This is a genomic window from Citrobacter sp. W9, from assembly GCF_026719375.1.
GTDB classification, from domain to species: domain Bacteria; phylum Pseudomonadota; class Gammaproteobacteria; order Enterobacterales; family Enterobacteriaceae; genus Citrobacter; species Citrobacter werkmanii.
On sequence record NZ_JAPPTE010000002.1, the window covers coordinates 178,844 to 203,184 of the forward strand.

Sequence of the window (24,341 nt, forward strand, 5' to 3'; positions counted from 1 at the left end):
CGCAAGGTATGCGCGGCTTGAATGTGTTCTAGATGTTAACCCAGGATACTTGAAAGTAGATAGCGGTTGATGTGCTAACTCAACATGTCACATTCAAAGTGCATCCCGAGACATTATGCTTTGCATGCCATACCAGGTCACAAATACCATCGGTGGGTTGAAAACCTGTCGGTATTTTCAGTAAGAGATCACGAATGATATCATGCTCAAAATTAGTACATGCCTCATCCATTTGCTTCAGGTAACTTTCAAGTTCTGCCCAACTGAGCATATCTTCATGTGCCGTCATAATTCTCGGGTGAGATGTACCAAGAACTTGCTCGCCAATCAGCAATTCTTCGTAGAGCTTTTCTCCTGGGCGCAACCCAGTGACACTAATTTCTATATCGCCATCCGGATTTGATTCATCTTTAATCTTTAAGCCGCATAGTTTGATCATACGAGTTGCCAGGTCATATATTCGAACAGGATCGCCCATATCAAGCACAAAAACATCTCCACCTTTGGCCATGGCACCAGCCTGAATAACTAACTGAGAAGCCTCTGGTATTGTCATGAAATAGCGGATGATATCTTTATGCGTCAGAGTAACAGGCCCACCTTGCTCGATTTGCTTTTCAAACAATGGGACAACCGACCCTGATGAGCCTAAAACGTTACCAAATCTGACCATACTGAAACAGGTTGTTGACTGCTCTTGCGCTAAAGCCTGTAAAACCAACTCCGCAACACGTTTCGTCGCCCCCATCGTATTAGTCGGTCTAACAGCTTTATCAGTTGAAACCAAGATAAAAGTCTCAACATTAGATGATATCGCTGCTTGAGCACAATACAGTGTCCCAAAAATATTATTTCTAACACCTTCTACTACATTATATTCAACCAGCGGGACATGTTTATATGCTGCAGCGTGATAAACAGTATTAACATTAAAAACACGCATAATAGTTTCTAAACGATGTAGTTTTTGAACTGATCCCATTAGCGGGATTATTACAACATCATTATTATCATTATGCGCGAGCATAGTTAGTTCTTTTTCGATAGAATAAAGTGCGAACTCAGACACTTCAAACAAAATCAGAATCTTGGGGTGTTGTAAAATGATTTGCCGGCATATCTCAGAGCCAATTGAACCACCAGCTCCAGTAACCATGACAACTTTATTACGAATATTTTTCGCTAATAATTCTGCATCAGGTGAAACAGGTTCCCTTCCGAGGAGATCATCAATTGACACTTTTTTGAGAGCCATAATTTGAGCCTTTCCCTCAACAAGATCTACCATACCAGGTATGGATAAAACTTCACATGGAAAGTCCTCTAAATATGTAATAACTTCTTTTCGTTTTTCAATTGAAATAGAAGGCATCGCTAATAGTATTTTTTTAATGCCATAGCGGTGAACTAATTTTTCAATATTTTTTCGAGAATAAACAGTTACACCATGAATAACGACTTTATTCAATAGAGGATTGTCATCAATAAATGCAACCGGGAAATATTCATCTACCTGCCTTAAGGCGGTTAAAAGTTGTCTACCGGAAGCTCCTGCTCCATAAATAATAACTGGCGTTCGTCCGCGCACAGCATAAGTAAGCAACATCCTAAATAATAGTCTTGAACCGCAAATTAATAATAATGAGAAAGCAAAATAAATTATTGGTATTGTTCTGGGAAGAAATATATCGAAGAAATAAGATAATGTTATAAGCAGTACTGTTGATACGCAAAGGCCTAGCAGGACAGTAATAAATATCTTAGCTGTCACATATCTTAGGACTGTACGATATAACCCCATCCTTGCAAAGATCCATACAGTAACAACAATAAGACAAGCCAATAACTTCCAGTGCTCGTAGCTAGTATAAGGTGCAGAAACATCCATCCGGACCCAAAAAGCTCCCCAGAAAGCGATAAGCAATAAAACAAAATCTATTGCTACCATGATTATGCGTTTTATATAACGAGGCAAACTGAGTAGTTGCGTTAACATTCTATACCACATTTAAAAAAGGAGGAGGTAGCACGATATGCTACCTCAAGTAAGGTTAGTCGATACTCATAACTGACAATTATTGTCAAATTAAGGCATTAATCAGGACCTTACGCGCCACTTCACATGTTAACTCAATTTCTGAGGATGTTAACGTTGGATGAACCAAGAACATCAGACTAGTATTACCCAGCTCCACTGCATTAGGAAGAGGGGCCGCTGGTCGCCATGGTGTATTATCAAATGCTTTTTCTAGATAAATTTCAGAGCAACTACCCTGATAGCAAGGTACCCCTGCATTATTAATTTCATTAATAATACGATCTCTGGTCCACCCTTCCTTTAAAGCTGATGGCTTTATAAACACATAATGTTTGTATTCTGCGTGCTCAATATAATCCGGGACATTCACTAACCTCACTCCGCGCAGGTCTGCTAACGCAGCATCAATCGCTTTACCATTTTCCTGGCGACGCTGGGTCCATTCACTCATTTTTCTTAATTGAATTCGTCCAATAACAGCCTGCATTTCGAGCATGCGCCAGTTGGTACCAAAAGACTCGTGCAACCATCTAAAACCTGGTTTGTGTTCACGATTGTAAACAGCATCATAACTCTTGCCGTGATCCTTATAACTCCACATTGCGGACCACAACGCTTTATCATTCGTTGTGACCATACCGCCTTCGCCACCCGTTGTCATGATTTTATCCTGACAAAACGACCAGGCTGCAATGTGACCAATGCAACCAACTCGCTTGCCTTTGTATCGCGCGCCATGTGCCTGTGCACAATCTTCAATAACATAAAGGCCATGCTTTTCAGCTAGTTCCATGATAGGATCCATTTCAGCTGGCATCCCAGCCAGATGTACAACAATTATTGCTTTCGTTTTCGATGTTAAAACAGCCGAAATTGTTTCAGCTGTAATACACTGACTGTTGAGATCGACATCAGCGAAAACAGGATTAGCCCCGGCAGTTACAATGCATGATGCTGATGCTAAAAAAGTGCGAGACGTTACGATAACATCATCACCATCTCCAATATTTAATGCCTTGAGAGCAACATCCAACGCCAATGTACCATTGCTCAAAGCTACGGCATATTTAGTTCCAACCCATTGCGAAAATTCTTCTTCAAACAGGCGACACTCATTGCCTGTCCAATAATTGACCTTATTTGACAATAGCACAGAGGAAACAGCATCCGCTTCTTCTTGCGTAAATGAAGGCCATGGAGAAAATTTTGTATTTAGCATGATATAATTCCTTTAAGCTCTAAAATCGATCGCAGCCAAATATTTGGGCGAGACTGCTCTGAGATAATTTTATTTTGGGAGTGGATATTACGTCCATCATCCATGATCCCAATTGTTCTCCACCCAAGATTATTAGGGGTAATAAAATCTTTATTTACATTATCCCCAACGTAAATATATTCACAATCTCCATGGAGACGTTGGATAAATTCAAATCTAAGTGGGTCTGGTTTTTCAGCGTTATCAAATTCTTCAGATATATAAGCGGTAAACTCTTGCAAGCAAAGAGCCTTTATTTTGTTTCTTTGTGTTATGGTGCGTCCATCAGTGAGAATAGAAACACCACGAGTGTTATCCTTTAGATATCGAAGCATAGTAAGAACTTCGTTATCAATAGCAATGATGGGTTGATGATTTCTATACATCCAAATAAATTGTTCTTTAGATGTTTGAGGAAGGCCGAGAAAATTTATTATATCTGTAAAAAGATCTTTTGAGTGACCACAATAATAATTATTCAATAAGTCAACAATGTCTCGTTGATATAATCTTATGAGCTCCTGTCGAATATGTTCAAAACCAGAATCTCTGAAATCAACTTCTTTATATAAGGTATCATCAAGGTCAAACACCCAAAAGCTATTATCAGATATCTGGATATTCATGAGATAACACCTTAGCGTCATAACGTAACATTAAAAGATCAGCTTCCCAGTCATCAATAAAATCGATACATTCATCACTGATATATTCTTTTAATAAATACAAAGGATAATTTGCTCCTGCTGCGTAAGAAAGAGGATACCCACCACCAAAACGAGGATTAATTTCCAGTCCTTTAATATCGCCTGTATCTTTATTATAGAACACCTGTACAGTTACACAGCCGACAACGCCAGGTATTTTTTTCAAACGCTCAAGAAGATATTTATAAACCCTACCTTTCCTGGTTACCCCTTTACTAACCTCACCACTTCGTATTTCTATTCTTTCACGAGGGACAAGACACTTAAGTTCATTCTGCTTCGAATAATAGCAATCAACTGTAACCTCCACATACTCCTTCCCGATAAGCTCCATATACATATTATTCTTATTATTTAGGATATCATCAGAAAGATCACTTTCATTATTTAATACAAAAGCACCAATACTGCTACTTCCATTGTAAGGCTTACAGAAGCATGGAAATACTATTGAATTAATGTTATAAATTTCAGGTGATGCTATATTTAACCGTTGAAATAAATCAGCGGTCTTTCGCTTATCACGACATGCTGATACAAATGTTGGTTCAGGCACTGATATATGACAACCAATTGTTCTGAAACTATCTTTAGCTCTACTTAATTTTTCTAAATCTGTATCAATAGTAGGAATAACTAATTTAATTGAATTACTTTGACAAATAGCTATCAGATCGTCAATATATGCTTCATCTGTAGCACGAGGAACTTTAAAAAAACCATCCGCAACCTGACATGCTGAAGACAACTCTGGGGACATATCAGTGCACATGACCTTACCACGTATATTGAGACTAAGCATTGCTTCGCGGAATGCTTCAACGAGTTCAACACGTCTTCCGGCCGATAATATAAGGATATTATTCATCAGTATTTTTCCCTTTAAAAATAGGCATCGTTGCATGTCCCTCAGAGGAGATTCCTTCCTTAATGAACACTTTTTTTACCGTGAGCAATAATATTTTAATATCAAGCCATAATGAATGGTTATCAACATACCAGACATCCAGTTTAAACTTTTCCTCCCAACTAAGCGCATTACGTCCGTTCACTTGTGCCCAGCCGGTGACGCCAGGCCTAACATCATGGCGGCGTTTTTGTTCATCATCATAAAGTTCCAGGTAGCTCGTCAACAAAGGTCTTGGTCCGACAAGACTCATATCCCCTTTAAGAACATTCCATAATTCAGGAAGCTCATCTAAGCTCAATGCTCTAATCTTTATGCCAAAGGTGGTTAAGCGCTCTTCATCAGATAATTGATTTCCTTGTTCATCAACAGCATCTTTCATGCTACGGAATTTAACCATTTTAAAGGGAATGCCATTTTTTCCCGGGCGAAGTTGTTTGAAAAAAGCGGGCTTACCTAACTTTTTCCTTACAAGAAAGAAAGTAACAGCAATTACAGGAGATAAGCATATCAACAATATTACTGATGCAATGATATCAAATGCTCGCTTTAACATATTACTTTGCAACCTGATTAAATATATCTATGAATTTTTTAACACCTACGCGCAGGCATAATTTTTCATTATAATAAGTCGAGCCATTGCAGCCTAAGGCGATAAGCTCCTGACCAGCTAGCGAGGTAAGATGCTTAATTCCTGCCGCAATCGATTCAGGGTTATCCGGCTCACATATCACTCCTGCATTAGCCTTACTAACTAACGCGGCAGCATCTCCATCAACAGCCATGACAATAGGTTTTCCACATGCAAGGTATGCTTGTGTCCGTGAAGGTATCGTAATAGAGAATAACTCGTCATTAATTAAATGAACAAGTAGGGCATCAGACTGTTGAAGAATATCGCCAATTTCAGATGGCGGGACGCGCGGGATAAAAATAACATTGCCTATTTTTTGCTCGACAACCATTCTCTCAGCATCGGACTTGGCTAGACCCGAACCTACTAAAATGATATTAGCATTTACCCCATCTTCTTGTAGTAACTTTGCAGCAGCAACAATAGATGGTAATCCTTGGGCAAGTCCAAGGTTTCCAGCGAATACAACATTAAACTTTCCGTCCGGTAAAACAACACTGCTTTTTTGGAAACATCTTAGGTTTTCTTCATCACTCCAATTATAGATAATTTCAATTTTATCAGCAGGAACTCCTCTAGATATTAATCGTTGCTTGAATCCTGGCGAGAGTACAACTATTTTAGTCGCTCGTCGATAGACAAAATTGCAGACTCCGTTAACAATTTTAAGTATTTTTTTATTTGTAAGCATCCCTGTCGATGCCAATGTATCGGGCCATAGGTCTTGTATGTCAACAACAAATGGCGTCCTGCGAAATAATGAAATAATTGAAGCTGAAAGAGCTGTTGTTAATGGAGGATGGTATGCATAAATAACATCTACCTTTTGCTTACGGAGTATTCCGTAGATCATGCTAGATAAAAAGAATGATATATAGTTAAAAACTCTTTTTAGAGCAGAACGCCCATGATGTGGATAAAGTGGAACACGGTTAATTATTATATCTTCGCATTCTTCCCGTTGGAAAAACTTTATTTTGTAGCCATCATATATTTTCCCCCCTGGATAATTAGGAAAACCAGTAATCACTTCGACTTCAACATTTTGCTTTCTTAATTCTTTAGCAAAAGCAAGACCTTTGAAAGTAGGTTCGGGATCAAACCATTGTGTTAACAATAGGACTTTCACTGTTATCTACACGCCATAAAAGGTCACTCTGGGTTTACCAGAGTGACGATGGTACTAGTAATTACGCCAAACAACCCGCTTAACATAATCTGTATATGAAAGGATAATTCGTGCAACCTTGTCAGAAACATTTGGCATAGAATAATCGTTTACCCTGCGTAGGAGTCTATCTTCATTGCGAGGTTGATTTTTTATCATATCGAGAGCCTGAAGAATACGCTCAGGATCAACGCCAGTCATCATTACCGTGCCTTCTTCCATTCCTTCTGGACGCTCATGAGCCTCTCGAATGTTAATGGCAGGGAAATTGAGAATTGAAGACTCTTCAGTAATTGTTCCACTATCAGACAGCACAGCCCGGGCTTCTTTTTGTAATTTCACATAGTCTTTAAAACCTAATGGCTTTAATAATCTCACATGCGAATTAAAAATGACGCCTTTTGCATCAATTCTTTTCTGAGTTCTTGGGTGTGTAGAAATAATTACTGGTAGCTGATAAGTTTCAGCTACTTTGTTTAATGATTCGACAAGATTCATTAAATTTTTATCTGAGTCAATATTTTCTTCACGGTGAGCGCTTACTACAAAATATTCTCCGGATTTCAAATTGAGACGTTCAAGTACATTTGAAGCTTCGATTCCATCAGAATAATGAGCAAGAACTTCAAACATCGGACTGCCAGTCTTAATGATTCGATCGGCTGGCAGCCCCTCTGCAAGAAGATACTCTCGTGCAATATCACTATAGGTAAGATTAATATCAGCCGTATGATCAACGATACGACGATTTATCTCTTCAGGAACTCGCATGTCAAAGCAGCGGTTCCCGGCTTCCATATGGAAAATAGGAATCTTACGTCGTTTAGCTGGAATGGCCGCCAGGCAACTATTAGTGTCACCCAGAACCAATAGCGCATCAGGCTTTGTTGATTCTAGAACCTCATCAACTTTGATTATAATTTGACCAATAGTTTCAGCTGCATTTTTACCAGCTGCATTTAAGAAGTGATCCGGCTTGCGAACCCCAAGATCGTCAAAAAAAATCTGGTTTAGTTCGTAGTCATAATTTTGGCCGGTATGCACGATTGTATGTTCAAAAAAATCATCAAGTTTTGCCAAAACGCGTGACAGTCGGATGATTTCAGGCCGTGTACCAACAACGGTCATGACATGCATTTTTTTCATTGTTTACTCTTCATAAATTTTATAGTTAACCGTGTCTGGATTCTCAGGGTCAAAGATTTCATTCGCCCATAGCATAACTATCATCTCATCGTCACCAATATTTGTGATGTCATGCGACCATCCGGGAACAGTTTCGACTATTTTTGATTCATCACCATTAACGAAAATTTCATAATAGTCATTCGAATCAATATGTCTAAATGCAAACTTTGCTTTGCCCTTAATGACCAAGAATTTCTCATTTTTAGTATGATGATAATGCCCACCTCTCGTGATACCTGGATGTGCAGTAAAAAATGAAAACTGACCAGACTCTTTTGTTTTAAGCATTTCAACAAACGTCCCGCGTGGATCGCTATGACGTTTGACAGAATAAGCAAATTCTGACGGTGAATAATAACTCAGATAAGTTGCATACAGAGCTCTGGTTAAACCGGTACCAACGTGATCGATTAGCAGACCATGCTGCTTATCCTTAAATGACCTGATGGTATCAACAACGTTACCGACACTCGTACTATAAACAGGTGTGACTTCTGCGCTTTTCTCATCAACTTTGCCTTTTAAGCAATCAACGAATGACTTGCAGACATCATCAATATAAACCAGTTTTAGAGGGGCATCCGGATTATTTATGGTCACTTCTAACCCGTTGAGAATATTATAGCAAAAAGTTGCAACAGCAGAATTGTAGTTAGGTTTACACCATTTACCAAATACATTGGGTAAACGATAAATATACGTTTTTGCGCCAGTATTTTCGGCATATTTATTTACAGAAAACTCTGCTGCCGCCTTACTTTTTCCGTAGTGATTATCCAGTTCAGCCTGAATGGATGAAGTAATGAGTAAAGGCGTTTTATTACCAAACTCAGCTAACTTATTAACAATGTAATCAGTTAAGTTAGCATTGCCCTCATAAAACTCTGAATCACTTGTTGGGCGGTTAATTCCAGCAAGATGGAAAACAAATTTCGCGGATTGCAGCGCTTCATCAAGCTGTTCAAGAGAGTGATCTCTATCGATACAAATTATATCGTCATACCCGTTTTCACGTAAATGGACACGCAGATTTTTCCCGATGAATCCATTAGAACCAGTAATGACAAGCTTCATATTATTCATCCAGTTGATATTCTTTTTTATCGCAAATGGCTCTAATAAAAGCCAGTTTTAGCAATAATTTTTTCATACCTTCTACATCAAGACGATCTGTATTGTGTGAATTATAATCTTCAATTTGAGAAATTCGCTGATCGCCTTGTTCTACGTATTTCCCATAATTGAGGTCTCGAAGATCAGGTGGAACACGGTAATATTCACCCATATCTTCGGCAGCGACCATTTCTTCACGGCTCAGTAATGCTTCATACAATTTTTCACCGTGGCGGGTACCAATAATATGTACAGGATGTTCTGGAATCTCCATCAGTTCTTTGAGTGCAATAGCCAATGTCTCAATTGTTGCGGCTGGTGCTTTTTGAACAAAAATATCACCATTATTGCCATGTTCAAAAGCGTATAATACGAGATCAACCGCATCATCCAACGTCATCATGAAACGTGTCATATTCGGGTCAGTAATCGTCAGAGGTTTGCCCTCTTTAATTAAGTCCACAAATAATGGGATAACTGAACCGCGTGAAGCCATAACGTTGCCATAACGAGTGCCACAAATGACGGTTTTAGTCTTATCAACATTACGTGATTTGGCAACGATGACTTTCTCCATCATAGCTTTGGAAATCCCCATCGCATTGATAGGATAAACTGCCTTATCTGTACTCAGGCAGACAACGCGTTTTACGCCATTTGCAATTGCAGCCTCGAGTACATTTTCGGTACCTAATACGTTCGTTTTTACTGCTTCCATGGGATGGAATTCACAAGATGGTACTTGCTTCAAGGCCGCTGCATGGTACAGGAAATCTACGCCACGAGTTGCATTTAAGATTGATTGATAGTCACGGACATCGCCAATATAAAACTTTAACTTCGAATTATTATATTTTTTCCGCATATCATCTTGTTTTTTCTCATCTCGGCTAAAAATCCGAATTTCTGCGATATCCGTATCCAGGAAGCGGCGAAGCACTGCATTCCCAAATGAACCAGTCCCGCCGGTAATAAGGAGTGTTTTATTCTTAAACATAGAAAACCTTTGATTAATTTAATGGTATATTTCAAAAAACCACTTTGTAAAACTAAAAAATACTGATTTCAAAACTTAAGCTATCAAGCTTTTAAGATGCGTGAAATCAAATACTGTTCACCATAAAATTCCTCCCATCTAAAAAATATTTTATAACAACAAACAAAATCACACAAAAGTATATGATATTATTAATTAAATACGCATATGATAAGCCAATAAATCCATAGTTATCAAGAAAATAAATAGATAACATAGTTAGGCTTATTGCAGAGAATATTTCCGTATAAATAAATATTTTAGTCATAGCTTTTGCCAGCATAAGATAACTTAGCAAACATGCAGTTATTTTAACGACATCACCAATCAGTTGATACTTTAAAAGTATCAGCATACTGTCAAAGTCTTTACTAAATAATAGTAATACAATCCAGTCTTTTAGTAAAAAGATCAAGCCTGCACCTAACATTGTTAAAGGTACAAGTACTATAGAGTTTTTCGTTATTTCATTAATTAATGATTTTTTATCAAAAATACTAGACAGGCGTGGGAGATAGTAAACCGATAGCACAGTTGTTATAACCAAGAGGTACATTGTCGAGATATAATTTATTGCCTGCCAGTATCCAGCATAATCCCATGAGAGATGGGAACCAATATAGTTTCTGATAACCAAAGATGAAACAGGTAAGCATACAACAGAGACAATAGTCATCATAGAGAATTTTAGAAGTTTAAATCCATAATCAACATTATAGCGTTCTTTAAAATACTCTATTTTTATATCACTATCATTTCTTAGCAACCATAGTAGTATAAAAAACACTATGGACTGATTTGTCACCATTGCAATTAGAGCACCATCGAGATTTAAAAAATAAATCAATAATGCGGTAAAAACTAAACTATAAACGCTTTGTATGATATTTATTACTATATAAAAGCGCATTCTTTTTAAGCCACTAATTATTGCAAGTAACAATTGATTAATAGAAAAAAAGAAAATAGTAAACCCAAATAAAATAAATATATAATAATAGCTACTAGTATTCAGAAAATATTCAGACAAATAATATGAAAATAGCACCAGACAAATTGCGGAAAGCGCAGACAAAGTCATTGTTATTTTTAAAGCACTACTCCATAGACTATTTTTGGATGAGTTTTCTGCTGTATATTTTACTACACCATTGGTCAACCCACCACTAGCTACTGTTTGAATAATCCCTGATATGTTTTGAAATTGCCCAATAATAGCTAAACCACTTGGCCCAATGTATAAAGATATGAACTTATTGATTATTACTCCGGATAAAACCTTCACTACCGTAGATATAGTGGTCAGAAAAATAGCTTTTATTATTCCCAAAATAGTGCTCATTTGTAATTGGACATGAGTTTTAAACTTTCCATGACGAATAATGATATATCATATCATTTATTGCCGAGCATTAATGAAACCAACTTGCTTACCTGTCTGACCGGTTCTCCCTGCTCAGCAATAAACGCCTTAGCTTTTTTCCCCATCAATTCCAGCTCAGCGCGATTCATCCCGGCAATTTCATTTAATTTTTTAGACAATTCATTTTTTGAAACTATGTGAAAGTAAAAATCATTGTAGGACTCAGGAATTCCGTCTAATTTGTACATTAAAATTGGAACACCAGAATTCATATATTCAATAACTTTTGAAGGGAATGAATATTTTGTAAACTCGCCCTCATTGCTTCGTGGATTAATTAGCAACTCAGCATTAGTTTGCAGAATCTTGGCTTTATGATGTTCCAATTGTCCCATGTATTTAATATTTGCATACTGAAAAGACATATTTTCAACATATTCACGATCATCACCATCGCCAGCTACAACCAAAGTACTATCTTTAATAGATGCATTTATATATGAGTCAATCAGATCCCTAATGCCATATCTTTTATCTAATGTACCTGTATAGAGAAAATATTTTTTCTTTGCTAAGTACTCCGGCCACCAATCATTCTGAACGCTTTCCGATTGGCTGGTGTGCGGTGAAATACCTTCTATAACAACGTGCTGAAGCTCTGGCGAAAAACGTTTGGCCATTTGAGAAGTAATAAACACAGCCCCATTAGACTTATTAACAATCTGATATGAAATTTTATTGATAATATTGTGAAATATTTTACTTAAACCAACTCTTGCGCTCATATATTCTGGCAAGTCAGGAACTATGACATAATACTTATTTTTTTTATTTAAAAGTCGATTTATATAGCAAGAAAGAAGAAATGGCAAGTGCATTGAGTAACATACGATAATGCACTCATTTTTATCTTTATGTATCTCCCTAATCCCTTTTAAGGAGATACAAAATCTTGCTAAGTTTTTTATACCCTTTATATTATTGAATGAATAGTTATGAACATTGCAGATGTTATATATTTTTTCTTTTCTTACTACAATTTTAAATTTGTTATCTCTAAAATGCTGTGGGTAACTACCAACATATGGTAAATTAACGATATCCAAATTTTTTATAGCTGTTGTTTTTGACAGCCCTAAAATATAATTTTTCTGTAATACATCAGCAGCATTCTGCATAGGTCCAATCGAGTTATCCCTTATATAGCGCGCTAACGAATCAGTATGAATTCCACCAAGAAAAATAATGTTCAACATATCACCTAACAACGTCAATTAAAAATTGTATTCTCTTTTAACAAAGGGTATAGCGAATACTCTAAAGTTGGGTAGATATAATAATAAATAAGATATATAGAGTATACTGGTACATAAACTAGACTATAAATAGTTGTTTTTTTATTTATAAACATACCTTGAACTAAATAAATAATATTTATAAAGACCAACAACCTAAATATCCTAACAAATATATCCGCTTGGAAATAAAAGCAAAAAAGTAATAAAGACACAACATTTAGATTGCGTATGAAGGCATCGTATGTATTAACAGGTCCTTTCCGATTAAAGTTTTTAACAATTAGATAAATAGAAAATGAATGATAAACAATACTACTTAAAATTGTTTTCCAGGTGGTTTGATAATATGAAAAATGCTCGACGATCTTCGCTGCAAAAAAATTATAATTTGATAATGCAAGTGATATAATTGTCAACAGTATAGAATAGATTATATAGTTATAAGTGTTTTTTAATTTAGAGCCATCATTTGCAAGTAGAAAGACCATGAACAGTAAAGCTGATTGGTGTATCAGCGTAGCAACAAAAATCAAAATTACATAATGAAACCGTTTTCCTTGCGATAGTGCAATAAACGCGTTTAAGACAATAGCATAGGATAAGCTAGTCCTCATGAGCACATAATCAAGCGGAAACATTAATATAAAATAAAATAAGAAAGAAACACCCAGAAATACAGACGTTTTCTTTAAATAAATACTAGTTATAGTAAGGGTTAGAAATGAAATAAAAACTTGGAATTTCTGGAATGATATCCCGGAATTGTAAAAAAAAATATTTATGTAACCATAAAGTATTTCTACACCCCATGGAGAAATACCATCTCTTGCATAATATAATTCGTATGCTTCCCGATCACCATTCCAAACATTACCACCATATAAAACCCAGGAAAATATAAAAAACACAAAGAATATATAAACATCAAAATAAGAAGAGTTTTTATTCATTTTTTAGTAATCGCACTTTTTATACTTATAGTTTTATTCAATCGAAATACATTCCGTATTAGTCTGCTTAGCCTGGATTTAAATGTATAAAAGGTGGGGTCTATAATTATATCGGTTAAAGCACTTTCAATATTTTCATCGATTGCTACATGTTTGGGGTGAGTTAGTGGAAAATTTAATTCTTTCGTTTTTCGTTCACAAAACCGCTCAACCATAACATTACTTAGAGACGTCCCACCATGTGTGGAATTATTATCCACACCGATATTTTTAATTTGATTATATTTTGGAATGATAGAATAGACATCATGGACACGTAACGAGAATGACATTTGATAGTCCCAAGAGTAAAATCGCCCATGCAGTTTCTTAAAATCTAATTCATATTCGATATTATACATATCCTGACGATATAATTTTTTATTAATATATCGTCCTTTTAGCATTCTCTTTGCTTCATTACTGTATAATGATAACTCACCATCGTAGAAAGAGTTGAATTTATCTCGCCATGAAGCCCATCCGCATGGTAGCATATTTTTACTAAAAATATAGTCAGCATTATTCTCTGGACTACATTCCTCAAGATAATTACTTCCACACACCCATAATATACGTGGGTCATCATTATATTTATTTAATAATTCTTCACAGAATGGAAAAAATGTTTTCTCAGGAAGATTATCGTCCTCTAAAAATATTGCTTTCTCCTCACGTTCGAAAACCCATTTAGCACCACCTGCGATATTTTCGTATACACCTACATTTTCAGCTTGATATCGTTTTATAACATCACAATCCCATGAAATCGCACGCTCGATATTATTACGCACTTCAGAAACCAATTTCTTTTCTATTTCATCCCTTCCATTATCAGAGATTAAATATATTTTTTTAGGTTTTATAGTTTTTAGAATTTTTAATATCCTGATTACAGTTTCTTCTCTTTTGAAAATAAAGAGGGCAACTGGGATATCAAATCCAATGTCCTGCATACAATATGTCCTATCAACTTGTACTTAAAATTATGTCAGGCTTTAAATAGTAAAGCACGGCGATACTCAATTTTGCACGCTACCGCCCCTGGCTTTACAGCAACCAGAGCACTAACTCGATCCCAAAGATGATGATAACTGCCGATCCAGGCAGAGACGCAAACGCTAATTGTCTTACCAAATGCTTACAGAAACAAGAAAAAATCCAACAAAAAACAGATTAAACTTAGTAGGTTAACTCGTTGTAATTCTTTATTTTTAATATGAAAAACGACAGTAACACTCCGCTGCATAAATCATAGGCGTTGGGGTGTTAGCTGCCGGTATTTTTTCTGGCTTACCGTCACAAAGTCCTGTGAAACTCTACTCGTTAAGTAGCTTTTCGATGCTCTTGCGGAACTTAGCCCCTTCCTTCAGATTACGCAAACCATACTTAACGAACGCCTGCATATAACCCATTTTTTTACCGCAGTCGTAACTGTCGCCCGTCATTAACATGGCATCGACAGACTGTTTTTTCGCCAGTTCTGCAATCGCATCTGTTAACTGAATACGTCCCCACGCGCCAGGTTGTGTATGCTCTAATTCAGCCCAAATATCAGCAGACAGTACATAGCGCCCTACCGCCATCAGATCGGAATCCAGCGTTTGCGGCTGATCTGGTTTCTCAATGAATTCAATGATACGGCTGACTTTACCTTCGTTGTCCAAAGGCTCTTTGGTCTGAATAACGGAATACTCGGACAGATCGCCATCCATACGCTTAGCCAGCACCTGACTGCGCCCGGTTTCATTAAAACGAGCAACCATGGCAGCAAGATTGTAGCGCAGAGGGTCCGCACTTGCGGTATCCAGAACGACGTCCGGTAATACAACGACGAACGGGTTGTCCCCGATAATTGGGCGAGCACAAAGAATTGAATGACCAAGACCGAGTAATTGCGCCTGGCGAACGTTCATGATAGTCACGCCTGGAGGACAGATGGACTGCACTTCAGCCAGCAACTGGCGCTTGACGCGCTGCTCAAGCAACGATTCGAGTTCATAAGATGTATCGAAGTGGTTTTCTACTGCATTCTTTGACGCATGCGTTACCAGAACGATTTCTTTAATGCCAGCAGCTACAATCTCGTCGACAATGTATTGAATCATCGGCTTGTCTACGATCGGCAGCATCTCTTTAGGGATTGCCTTCGTGGCAGGCAACATGTGCATCCCGAGGCCCGCTACCGGAATAACTGCTTTCAAATTAGTCATTAAGTCATTCACCTATTCAATTGTTGCTGAATTATAGCTTTTTAGCTTGTTTTAGCCAGTATGAATTACATTTCACCGATACAGCGCATGTTACGCCGCTTATCTGCGGAATGCAGTAATCTTAAGCTCAAGTAGGTTCAATTCGAGCCAGGAATGGTCGCAAAGTTACCTCCCCTGTCCCGGTAGTCGGAAATTCACCGCTTCAACATTAACCACCTGATGGTTTATACGGTCAATGTCAACAGAACTTTGCCCGGTTTCGTTTACCGCATGGATATTCGCCAGTGATAGCAAGGTATCCTGTTTAGCCATAAATTTTCCGCGTACATCCTGGCGCAGATCAAAATGCATCTTTAGCGCGGGTCCCGTCGTGGATTGCTGCATAACCTTGATGTTACGTAAGAAAAGGTGTTGCGGTTGGTTGTGCAACTCCAGCGTGGCGCGCTTCATCGCCACATTAGTGATGGCCACAAATGACGTGGCATTGCCCGAGGATATCTGAATGCCGCGTAATTTGTATTCCAGTTTTGAGTTATCCAGATGAATATTATTTAATTTAAAGTTTTGCGGAATGGATAAATATCGTCCTTTGATGACGCCATAGCCAATGAGCATACCGGCGCTATTCTCCATATTGATATTATCAATAACGAAATTATCACACCCATAAATCGCGACCGTTGCATTATCAATGCCCGCTTTCTTACTGAAATCCGGAGTGATATTTCGCGCAGTAATATTACGAATGACAAAATGTTTGCCGTTCTCCACATGGACTAACTGTCGACAGTCGGAACCGGTGATGTTCGCCACCACAAAGTTTTTTACCGCCAGTTCCTCGGGATAGCTATTGTCATAAGTACTCCCCGCCAGCCCGATACCGATGCCCCAGTTCACATTGCCGTTGGTACAGTTGATACGTTCGATAACATGGTCAGAAATGAGGATATTGCTGTCGTTAATCGCCACATTCCACTCGATAGCGTCACCCTGTAAATCGCTAAAACGGCTGTTCGCGATCTTTACGCCGTCCATGCGGTTATGAAAGCCCTGACGCAGGATCCCATAGTTAGCGCGCGTGACGGTAATATCATCGATCGTCAGATTGCGCATCAGCCTTGAGGTTTTGCCGCCAATGTAGATTTGCGTCACCGGAGCAAAACCACTCATGGCAATCCCTTTTATCACGCAGTCCGAACCCCGCACATCGAGAGTAACGTTCCTCAGGCTACCGCCCTGCTCGCCCATGACCTTGCATCCATCCTGCAGAACAAAGCGCCCACGCCCGTTGCCGCTTATGCGGCCTTGCACCGATAGCGTTTTGCCTGGCGGAATAACAATCGCAGTATTGATATTCTTACATTCCAGCCCTTCGGGTACGACTACCGTTTGCCCTTCCGTGAATGCCTGCCTGAAAGATGCGACCCAATCCTTTGGGTTGTAATCCTGAATATTGACGCTGCCAGATGATTCAAGCGCCCGGCTAATGGGAGAGTGCAGCACGACAAGCGCAGAGCCTGCCGCCAGAAAACTACGACGTGAGAGTTTTTTCTCTGACATACAACCTCGATTTACATCGTTTGCAGCAGGCTGGCTAACTGTTTATTGATCGCTAACTGATTAAATTCAGCTTCAATTTTTTCTCGCGCGCATTGCACAATCGGCTGCACCTGTTCACTGTCGAGCAGGCTGAATGCAGCTAACCGTTCAGCCAACGCCTGGGCATCGTTTTCCGGTGCCAGCCAGCCAGATTTACCCGACTCCACCAGCTCAGGGATCCCGCTGTGAACCGTCGAAATGACCGGGATCCCCACCGCCATCGCCTCCATCAGCGCTACCGGGATCCCCTCCATATCGCCATCCCTGCCGGTAATCGAAGGCAGCAGAAATACATCTGCTTGCTCAAGCATCTCCTTCACCTGATGACTGGGTTTAAAGCCGGGCATCTCAATCACATCATCGAGTTGGTATTGTTCGATCAGCGTCCGCAGACGACGTTCCCAGGGACCAATGCCAAGAATGCGATAGCGAAATAAGATGCCCTGCTCTTTCAACTGCCGACAGGCTTCGATGGCGACGTGCAGCCCTTTTTTCTCGGTTAAGCGCGCGACAGAAATAATCTCCAACGGCGCGGCTGGCGATTTCAGTTGGCGCGGGGTAAAGCGCGTCATATCGATTCCCATACGCGAGACGGCAATTTTCTGCGGCGGACATCCCATGTTTTTCAAACGTCCGGCCCAGAGATTGCTGATGGGCAGCATCAAGTCACCGCGCTGAAACAGCTGCTGATATTCGGAGGTATAGCGGGCCAATACATCCCGGTGCGAAACATCAACACCATGAAATACCGTGGCGATTTTCCCGCGGATCATTCCAAGCTCACGCAGTTTGGCAGCCGTCACGCCTGCCGGGCCAAAGTGCGCAATAAAGACATCCGCCTGAAATGCCTGCGGATTCCCACCGCAAATAGCCGCCAAAATCAAATTGCGCGCCTCGTCGCCATAGCGAGAGATATTCAGTGCTTTCCAGGTGGCTGCGCGGGTGATGCCCTGCAATGCAGCAGCCGCCCTGAATTTGAGCTTTGCCAGTTTGCCGTCCGGTTCATTCAGCAACCAACGCGTTTTGTCGCCCAATTGGTAGGTATTAAATGAGGCATGCGTATTTTCAAGATCGCCCTTATGCATCGCGACAATCTCCACCTCATAGCCCATATCGATGAACGCAGTGATCTGATTTAATACGAAGGTCTCTGAGGAGAGTGGAAATTTAAGCAGGAAAAAACCAATCTTCATTTTTCCCCCTCAATGCGCGTTAATACCGACTGCACCATACGCACCCCACGTTCGCGTTCACGCATAACCGCGTCCCCTACCCGTATGTTCAGGTCAGGAAGCTGTCCGAGAATATCGGCGACTTTGCCCTCGAGGCTGCCATCCAGCAAATGGCGTATATCGACGGCCATCTCCGGTAGCCCCAGTTGCTGCATGATCCCTGCCGATTTATGCTCATAGTTAATGGCGATGGCGGGCGTCATAAAATTCATCGAAATGATAGCTGAGTGCAGGCGAGTGCCCACCGTCAGGTCGCATGCCCCGAGAATTTTTCCCATCTCAAGGTCGTTGAGTTCATCCATTACCACATGATAACGGGCCGGGTCGTTAACATGCTGACGCAGGTTCAACGCCACCATACGGTCATCTTTGTTGTAACTATCGATACCGGTACAGGTTGACAACGCTATCACCTGGTACCCTTCATCGAGAATGCGGTTCACTACCCCGGCAAAGGCTTGTTCATAAGCCTGTTGCGTCGTCCCCAGACGCTTATCAAAGGGCGCCAGCTCACGCAAAGTAATGGCCACAGTCTTCTGCTTTGCCACCATTTGCAACCAGTGCTGTACGGCATAGCCTGGCTCAAAATCCTCATGATGATTGTCGACCAGCCAGGCGGTATCCACGCCTGCCTCAACCTTTTCCGTGGTTATTGCGCTGCGTTTCATTAGTTCCAGACTGACGGATTCGCGCAAAATCAGCGCGTTACAGTGGCCAAAAACGTAGTTTGCCAGTTGATTAAACTGCTCATCCTGGAATGGCCCCACGCTGTGCCCAATCATGTACAGCGGTTTTTTCGCCATAAATGAACACAGGGCATGTTCGAACTGCGGCACGCCATACAAATCAACAAAAAACGATCCGCCGACCTGGATAATGGCGTCATAGCGCGACAACAGACGGACAAAATCGGTAAATCCTTGGGCGATAGCGATGTTGCGCAGATTACCAGAGTCGGTGACGCGCGAGAGCAGCACCTGGTGCTGATAGCGACGGCGCAAGACCTTCTTCACTCGACCCATCACGCCCGCGGCGTTGTTGTGTTGCTTCATCTGCGAATATAATGGATCGCCCATCACCGGACGATTGAGTAACCATGAGGAGCTTACCGGGTAGCGGCTCATAACATCGACTTCAGTCTCGGGACGCTGCGCGTTAATGGCATCCAGCAAACCGCGCAGAATAGCGCTATCCCCTCGGTTCCCGCAGGTATGGTTGCCCAAAATTAATAGTTTCATTATGACCTCTTAAAGCGTTGTTCTTATCCTGCACGGAGCAAGGTTTTCATTTTTTCACTGCGACAGAGCTGGCGTTTTATTTCCACCACCAGTGGGTGGCGCGACAGCACAATCATCACCGTAAACGCCAGCGTTCCCGCCGCGATTTGCAACCCCAGCACCGCGCTTAACGGCAGTTGGTTGCGCAGGGTAAAACCCAGCACATAGCTCACAACAACGGTTGGCAAGGAGAGATACAACGGTAGCCACAGACTGAGCATGTACTGACGGTAGCTGGAACCCAGAACAGGTTTGATCATCACGAAATAACTGAGGATGGTGTTAATCACCTGAACCAGCAAAAAGCCCAGCGTCACGCCTGTCGCCCCCGCCAGATGTCCACCGATGAAAATGGCCGGAATAAACAGAAAGGTTTTGAACACATTGAATTTGAAGCTGATATCAACCCGCGCCTTCGCCATCAGCAGTGAACCGATCGGGTTCCCGACAGAGCGCAATAGCCCGACAATACACAACAGTTGCAGGACGGGGACGATACCGTTCCACTTCTCGCCAAATACCAGCGGCACCAGATTGTTCGCTACCACCATAAATCCCAGCAGCGCCGGAAAATTGATGATCCCGACCACCGACAGTAGTTTGTAAAAATTCACCCGCAGTTTTTCGCTGTCGTCCTGAATTTTGGCAAACGCCGGAAACAGAACGCGGGTAATGATCGGGTTCAGTTTGATTGGCGGTACAACCGCCACGTTCCAGGCAAGATTGAATCCCCCCGCGACGCTTGCCCCCAACGTTCTGGCCAGCACCAGCGTAGAAAGATTGGTATTGATATAATTAATAATGCTATCCGCCGTCAGCCATGCGCCGAAACGTAGGTTTGACGAAACAGAAGCCAGCGAGAAATGCAGCCCCGGACGGTAAATCTGGCGACCAAAATAGCCGAACAACAGCGTACGTAGCGTACTGTTCACCAGATACCCAAGAATAGCCGTCAGCGCGAGCGGCCAGAAATGGGCGCTCACCACGGTAAAGGTAAAGCCGGCCAGCACCGAACTGGTCTCAATCATGCCGATTTTGTTAAAGGCCAGTTCTTTTTGCATCAGCGCGCGAAACTGCTGGCCGTGCGGTATCACCACAAACGCCAGTGATAACGTTTTGATGAGCGGAGCCAGTTCGGGGTTATTGAGTACGCTGGCAATTGTCTCGCTAAGCAGAAACATCGTCACGCATACCACAATACCGAGTCCGACATTGAGCCAGTACAAGGTGGTCAGTTCAAGGTAGCCAATCTCTTTGCGCTGAATAATGGAGTTGGCAATGCCAAAGTCAGACAACGTGTCGGCCAGGGCAATGATCACCAGCGCCACGGTTAACAACCCGAACTGGTGATTATCAATAATCCGCGCCAGGACGGTCATCTGGATAAGTCCGAGGCCAATAATGATCACCGTGGCAATTGCCGACCACTTCGCGCCATTCAGCGTTTTTTCTCGTAAACTCATGTTAATACGCCGCTTTGTTCACAAAGCCTTTAAATATCGTCAGAAAAACAATTTTGATATCGAACCATAAGCTCCACTCGCGAATATATTCGAGGTCAAATTCCACACGTTTTTCCATTTTTTCCAGCGTATCGGTTTCCCCCCGCCAGCCGTTGATTTGCGCCCAACCGGTAATGCCCGGCTTCACCTTATGACGTAACATGTAACCCTCAATCAGTTGGCGGTACTGTTCGTTATGCGCCACCGCGTGCGGACGTGGCCCGACGATAGACATCCCTCCCGTCAGCACGTTAATAAACTGCGGTAACTCATCCAGCGACGTCCGGCGCAGAAAATTCCCCACCGGCGTCACGCGTGGGTCGTTTTGCGTCGCCTGCGTCACCACCGCGTCGTTTTCCATCACTTTCATTGAACGAAACTTCCAGACTTTGATCGGCTTCCCATCCATGCCGTAACGGGTCTGGCGGAAAATTACCGGTCCTTTTGAGGTCAGTTTCACCAGTAACGCAATGCCACACAGCACCGGGGAAATCAGCAGCAGGATCAGCGAGGCCAGCACGATATCTTCCGCACGCTTCAACAGACGGTTAATGCCCGAGAGCGGCGTGTCATACAGCGGCACCACCGGAACACCGTTCATCTCTTCAATCCGTGAATGCAGGATGTTGAAGGTAAAGACATCGGGGATGAGGATCACTGAGCAGGTCGTGTCGGCCAGATCGCGCACCAGTTTTTTCACACTGGCACCATCGTTCATCGACATGGCGATATAGACGTTATGAATGCGTGAAGCTTTAGCGTCATCCACCAGTTGTTGCAGATTCCCGGCCCAGTCGCGGGAGTTTTTCCCTGGAACAGGATCGTGATAGACACCGGCTACTTCAAACCCCAGCCACGGTTCATGGCGAAAGCTGTCCAGTAGCATTTGCCCTGCGGGCAGGTTGCCTGCCACCGCTACCCGGCGGGTGTTGTAACCGCGATTACGCAGCCATCCCGCACCGTAGCGAATAAACGAACGGCTCAACACCAGACCCACGCTTGACAGCAGATACCACGCCAGCCAGACCGCAAGACGGTTATCGAAATCGTTATTAAAGGCAATTAAACCTGCGCTAAAAATCAGGCTCAACGTCCAGTTTTGCAGCAACAGCACCAGCTCAGTGGATATTTTGACGCCGCGCCATGAGCGATAAAAATCCGTTATCCCGCCGAGCATCTGAAAAACCACCAGCGTGATCAACGCCACCAGCAGGTGCATGTACAGGAAAGGCAAACCGCTTAATTCGCAGATTACCCATAGCCCGCCAAACATGATGGTGATATCCGAAAAACGTTGCACCATCGAAATTAACGACGCATTGGTTTTGGCGCGTTCGCGCTTCTTTAGATGTGTCATCGTGGTTCCTGTTAGTCGCCTTTGGCCCATAACCGGGCAAAGGAAGCACCGGCATTACTGATTCAGCAACGCCAGAAGAGTGCGCGTTCGCGCTTCCATCAACGGGATATCTCCGCGCGATTCCACGTTCAGGCGCACCACCGGTTCGGTATTGGAAGAGCGTAAATTGAAACGCCAGTCGACAAACGACATGCTGATGCCATCCGTTCTGTCCACCGTCAGCGCTTCCCGGGAAAAGTGCTGCTCCACCCGCGCTATCGCTGCCGTTGGCTCCGCCAGCGTGCTGTTTATTTCTCCACTCGCCGGATATGCCGCCATCCGGTCACGGACCAGTTCACCCAGCGACTGTCCTTTCAGACACAGCAGCTCCGCCACCAGCAGCCACGGGATCATCCCGCTGTCACAGTACGCAAAATCGCGGAAATAGTGATGCGCGCTCATCTCGCCGCCGTAAATGGCATCTTCATGGCGCATCCGCTCTTTAATAAACGCGTGTCCGGTTTTTGACATCACCGGTTTACCGCCTGCCGCCGTCACCACATCCACGGTGTTCCAGGACAGGCGCGGGTCGTGGATAATTTTCGCCCCCGGATTCTTCTCCAGAAACGCTTCCGCCAGCAGACCGACAATGTAGTACCCTTCTATAAACTGGCCTTTTTCATCAAACAGGAAGCAGCGGTCAAAATCCCCGTCAAAGGCAATCCCCATATCCGCACCGTGTGCAATCACCGCGTTACGCGTGTCTGCCCGGCACTCCGGCAGCAGAGGATTGGGAATACCGTTGGGGAAATTGCCATCCGGCGTGTTGTGAATTTTGATGAACTCGACCGGCACACCCAGCGTCTTAAAACGGGCTTCAATGGCGTCCACCACCGGGCCTGCCGCGCCGTTACCGGAATTGAGCACCAGCTTCATCGGTTTCAGGTTGCCGGGATTGATATAACCCAGCAGGTGGTCGATGTAGGCATCGCGAGGATTGATCCGCTGGTAGCGGCCTCGTCTGCTCTCATCAACCGCCGGGAAGTCATTCGCTTCCGCCAGACGCTGCACGTCGCGCAGACCGGTATCGCCGCTGATGGGCCGCGCCCCTTCCCGCACCAGCTTCATGCCGTTGTAATCCAGCGGATTATGGCTGGCGGTCACTTCAATGCCGCCATCAACGCCAAGATGGAAAGTGGCGAAATAAATCTCTTCGGTGCCCGACATGCCAATATCCAGCACATCCACCCCTGCATCCTGCAGGCCTTTCGCCAGTGCCAGCTTCAGCGCCTCGCTGGTCAGGCGAACATCGCCGCCGAGGACGATGGTTTTCGGCTGCAGAAACTCGCCGTAAGCGCGGCCAATACGCCACGCAATCTCTTCATTTAACTCTTCGCCCAGTCGGCCGCGGATGTCATACGCTTTAAAACAGGTCAGTTTTGTCATGATTTACCCTTTTTCAGGCAACAGGAGGCCCTGA

General features: G+C 42.4%; 20 protein-coding genes. All 20 read right to left on the reverse strand.

Annotation, left to right across the window (positions count from 1 at the left end):
- Positions 1 to 79 precede the first annotated feature (79 nt).
- Positions 80 to 1,996, reverse strand: a complete 1,917-nt coding sequence (locus OOJ59_RS05650; RefSeq protein ID WP_193157079.1) for a polysaccharide biosynthesis protein — start codon at positions 1,994 to 1,996, stop codon at positions 80 to 82.
- Between the two features lie 85 nt (positions 1,997 to 2,081).
- Positions 2,082 to 3,257 (reverse strand): DegT/DnrJ/EryC1/StrS family aminotransferase, encoded by a 1,176-nt coding sequence (locus OOJ59_RS05655; RefSeq protein ID WP_159120943.1) that lies wholly within the window; start codon positions 3,255 to 3,257, stop codon positions 2,082 to 2,084.
- Positions 3,251 to 3,922, reverse strand: a complete 672-nt coding sequence (locus OOJ59_RS05660; protein WP_159120944.1) for an HAD family hydrolase — start codon at positions 3,920 to 3,922, stop codon at positions 3,251 to 3,253. The genes OOJ59_RS05655 and OOJ59_RS05660 overlap by 7 nt, the downstream gene beginning before the upstream one ends.
- A complete protein-coding gene (locus OOJ59_RS05665) occupies positions 3,903 to 4,871 on the reverse strand; it encodes an ATP-grasp domain-containing protein (RefSeq protein WP_199963948.1) in 969 nt (322 codons plus the stop codon). The genes OOJ59_RS05660 and OOJ59_RS05665 overlap by 20 nt, the downstream gene beginning before the upstream one ends.
- Positions 4,864 to 5,466 (reverse strand): sugar transferase, encoded by a 603-nt coding sequence (locus OOJ59_RS05670; protein WP_193157080.1) that lies wholly within the window; start codon positions 5,464 to 5,466, stop codon positions 4,864 to 4,866. The genes OOJ59_RS05665 and OOJ59_RS05670 overlap by 8 nt, the downstream gene beginning before the upstream one ends.
- Before the next feature lies 1 nt (position 5,467).
- Complete coding sequence (locus tag OOJ59_RS05675; protein ID WP_199963947.1) at positions 5,468 to 6,664, reverse strand: glycosyltransferase family 4 protein; 1,197 nt, start codon at positions 6,662 to 6,664, stop codon at positions 5,468 to 5,470.
- 66 nt (positions 6,665 to 6,730) lie between these two features.
- Complete coding sequence (gene wecB, locus OOJ59_RS05680) at positions 6,731 to 7,861, reverse strand: non-hydrolyzing UDP-N-acetylglucosamine 2-epimerase (protein ID WP_159120946.1); 1,131 nt, start codon at positions 7,859 to 7,861, stop codon at positions 6,731 to 6,733.
- A 3-nt stretch (positions 7,862 to 7,864) separates the two neighbouring features.
- Complete coding sequence (gene wbjC / locus OOJ59_RS05685) at positions 7,865 to 8,977, reverse strand: UDP-2-acetamido-2,6-beta-L-arabino-hexul-4-ose reductase (RefSeq protein ID WP_159120947.1); 1,113 nt, start codon at positions 8,975 to 8,977, stop codon at positions 7,865 to 7,867.
- A 1-nt stretch (position 8,978) separates the two neighbouring features.
- A complete protein-coding gene (gene fnlA / locus OOJ59_RS05690) occupies positions 8,979 to 10,013 on the reverse strand; it encodes a UDP-N-acetylglucosamine 4,6-dehydratase/5-epimerase (protein WP_159120948.1) in 1,035 nt (344 codons plus the stop codon).
- Between the two features lie 106 nt (positions 10,014 to 10,119).
- Entirely contained in the window at positions 10,120 to 11,394 is a 1,275-nt protein-coding gene (locus OOJ59_RS05695) for an O-antigen translocase (RefSeq protein WP_226809228.1), read from the reverse strand.
- A 53-nt stretch (positions 11,395 to 11,447) separates the two neighbouring features.
- Positions 11,448 to 12,671, reverse strand: coding sequence for a glycosyltransferase (locus OOJ59_RS05700; protein WP_193157082.1), 1,224 nt, complete (start codon positions 12,669 to 12,671; stop codon positions 11,448 to 11,450).
- Between the two features lie 14 nt (positions 12,672 to 12,685).
- Entirely contained in the window at positions 12,686 to 13,663 is a 978-nt protein-coding gene (locus OOJ59_RS28175) for an EpsG family protein (protein WP_159120950.1), read from the reverse strand.
- Positions 13,660 to 14,658 carry a glycosyltransferase family 2 protein gene (locus tag OOJ59_RS05705; RefSeq protein ID WP_159120951.1) on the reverse strand — a complete coding sequence of 333 codons (999 nt, stop codon included), beginning with the start codon at positions 14,656 to 14,658 and terminating at the stop codon, positions 13,660 to 13,662. Before OOJ59_RS05705 ends, OOJ59_RS28175 begins: the two co-directional genes overlap by 4 nt.
- A 363-nt stretch (positions 14,659 to 15,021) precedes the next feature.
- Positions 15,022 to 15,915: a UTP--glucose-1-phosphate uridylyltransferase GalF gene (gene galF, locus OOJ59_RS05710; protein ID WP_087855963.1), complete on the reverse strand. Its 894-nt coding sequence runs from the start codon at positions 15,913 to 15,915 to the stop codon at positions 15,022 to 15,024.
- Between the two features lie 165 nt (positions 15,916 to 16,080).
- Entirely contained in the window at positions 16,081 to 17,475 is a 1,395-nt protein-coding gene (gene wcaM, locus OOJ59_RS05715; protein ID WP_193157083.1) for a colanic acid biosynthesis protein WcaM, read from the reverse strand.
- Positions 17,476 to 17,486: 11 nt separating this feature from the next.
- Entirely contained in the window at positions 17,487 to 18,707 is a 1,221-nt protein-coding gene (gene wcaL, locus OOJ59_RS05720; protein WP_193157084.1) for a colanic acid biosynthesis glycosyltransferase WcaL, read from the reverse strand.
- A complete protein-coding gene (wcaK, locus tag OOJ59_RS05725; protein WP_069323499.1) occupies positions 18,704 to 19,984 on the reverse strand; it encodes a colanic acid biosynthesis pyruvyl transferase WcaK in 1,281 nt (426 codons plus the stop codon). Before wcaK ends, wcaL begins: the two co-directional genes overlap by 4 nt.
- Before the next feature lie 23 nt (positions 19,985 to 20,007).
- On the reverse strand, positions 20,008 to 21,486 hold the full coding sequence (locus OOJ59_RS05730; protein WP_160956066.1) for an MOP flippase family protein: 1,479 nt from the start codon (positions 21,484 to 21,486) through the stop codon (positions 20,008 to 20,010).
- A 1-nt stretch (position 21,487) separates the two neighbouring features.
- Positions 21,488 to 22,882 (reverse strand): undecaprenyl-phosphate glucose phosphotransferase, encoded by a 1,395-nt coding sequence (gene wcaJ / locus OOJ59_RS05735; RefSeq protein ID WP_038641768.1) that lies wholly within the window; start codon positions 22,880 to 22,882, stop codon positions 21,488 to 21,490.
- 54 nt (positions 22,883 to 22,936) lie between these two features.
- The gene (cpsG, locus tag OOJ59_RS05740) at positions 22,937 to 24,307 is read right to left on the reverse strand and encodes a colanic acid biosynthesis phosphomannomutase CpsG (protein ID WP_160956065.1); all 1,371 of its coding nucleotides are present in this window, start codon (positions 24,305 to 24,307) and stop codon (positions 22,937 to 22,939) included.
- Positions 24,308 to 24,341: the final 34 nt, after the last annotated feature.

Bases quoted from the DNA above. Each gene is read 5' to 3' on its own strand.
- OOJ59_RS05660 (WP_159120944.1), bottom strand. From the start codon at position 3,922: ATGAATATCCAGATATCTGATAATAGCTTTTGGGTGTTTGACCTTGAT.
- OOJ59_RS05700 (WP_193157082.1), bottom strand. From the start codon at position 12,671: ATGTTGAACATTATTTTTCTTGGTGGAATTCATACTGATTCGTTAGCG.
- wcaJ (WP_038641768.1), bottom strand. From the start codon at position 22,882: ATGACACATCTAAAGAAGCGCGAACGCGCCAAAACCAATGCGTCGTTA.
- fnlA (WP_159120948.1), bottom strand. From the start codon at position 10,013: ATGTTTAAGAATAAAACACTCCTTATTACCGGCGGGACTGGTTCATTT.
- cpsG (WP_160956065.1), bottom strand. From the start codon at position 24,307: ATGACAAAACTGACCTGTTTTAAAGCGTATGACATCCGCGGCCGACTG.
- wcaM (WP_193157083.1), bottom strand. From the start codon at position 17,475: ATGTCAGAGAAAAAACTCTCACGTCGTAGTTTTCTGGCGGCAGGCTCT.
- wecB (WP_159120946.1), bottom strand. From the start codon at position 7,861: ATGAAAAAAATGCATGTCATGACCGTTGTTGGTACACGGCCTGAAATC.
- OOJ59_RS28175 (WP_159120950.1), bottom strand. From the start codon at position 13,663: ATGAATAAAAACTCTTCTTATTTTGATGTTTATATATTCTTTGTGTTT.
- OOJ59_RS05650 (WP_193157079.1), bottom strand. From the start codon at position 1,996: ATGTTAACGCAACTACTCAGTTTGCCTCGTTATATAAAACGCATAATC.
- OOJ59_RS05695 (WP_226809228.1), bottom strand. From the start codon at position 11,394: ATGAGCACTATTTTGGGAATAATAAAAGCTATTTTTCTGACCACTATA.
- wbjC (WP_159120947.1), bottom strand. From the start codon at position 8,977: ATGAAGCTTGTCATTACTGGTTCTAATGGATTCATCGGGAAAAATCTG.
- OOJ59_RS05670 (WP_193157080.1), bottom strand. From the start codon at position 5,466: ATGTTAAAGCGAGCATTTGATATCATTGCATCAGTAATATTGTTGATA.
- wcaL (WP_193157084.1), bottom strand. From the start codon at position 18,707: ATGAAGATTGGTTTTTTCCTGCTTAAATTTCCACTCTCCTCAGAGACC.
- OOJ59_RS05730 (WP_160956066.1), bottom strand. From the start codon at position 21,486: ATGAGTTTACGAGAAAAAACGCTGAATGGCGCGAAGTGGTCGGCAATT.
- OOJ59_RS05705 (WP_159120951.1), bottom strand. From the start codon at position 14,658: ATGCAGGACATTGGATTTGATATCCCAGTTGCCCTCTTTATTTTCAAA.
- OOJ59_RS05655 (WP_159120943.1), bottom strand. From the start codon at position 3,257: ATGCTAAATACAAAATTTTCTCCATGGCCTTCATTTACGCAAGAAGAA.
- galF (WP_087855963.1), bottom strand. From the start codon at position 15,915: ATGACTAATTTGAAAGCAGTTATTCCGGTAGCGGGCCTCGGGATGCAC.
- wcaK (WP_069323499.1), bottom strand. From the start codon at position 19,984: ATGAAACTATTAATTTTGGGCAACCATACCTGCGGGAACCGAGGGGAT.
- OOJ59_RS05665 (WP_199963948.1), bottom strand. From the start codon at position 4,871: ATGAATAATATCCTTATATTATCGGCCGGAAGACGTGTTGAACTCGTT.